The sequence below is a fragment of the Apilactobacillus pseudapinorum genome (genome assembly GCF_040369555.1).
GTDB lineage: Bacteria > Bacillota > Bacilli > Lactobacillales > Lactobacillaceae > Apilactobacillus.
Genome location: NZ_BAABVU010000002.1, coordinates 1 through 378 on the forward strand (window position 1 = coordinate 1; position 378 = coordinate 378).

General features: G+C 51.9%; 1 rRNA gene. It reads left to right on the top strand.

The annotated features are described in order from the left end of the window. Positions 1-378, top strand: a 16S ribosomal RNA gene (locus tag ABWU86_RS00010); the annotation flags it as partial.

Genomic DNA, 378 nt, shown 5'->3' on the forward strand with positions numbered 1-378 from the left:
CAGCTAACGCATTAAGTATTCCGCCTGGGGAGTACGACCGCAAGGTTGAAACTCAAAGGAATTGACGGGGGCCCGCACAAGTGGTGGAGCATGTGGTTTAATTCGATGCTACGCGAAGAACCTTACCAGCTCTTGACATCTTCTGCCAACCTAAGAGATTAGGCGTTCCCTTCGGGGACAGAATGACAGGTGGTGCATGGTTGTCGTCAGCTCGTGTCGTGAGATGTTGGGTTAAGTCCCGCAACGAGCGCAACCCTTATTATTAGTTGCCAGCATTTAGTTGGGCACTCTAGTGAGACTGCCGGTGATAAACCGGAGGAAGGTGGGGATGACGTCAAATCATCATGCCCCTTATGAGCTGGGCTACACACGTGCTAC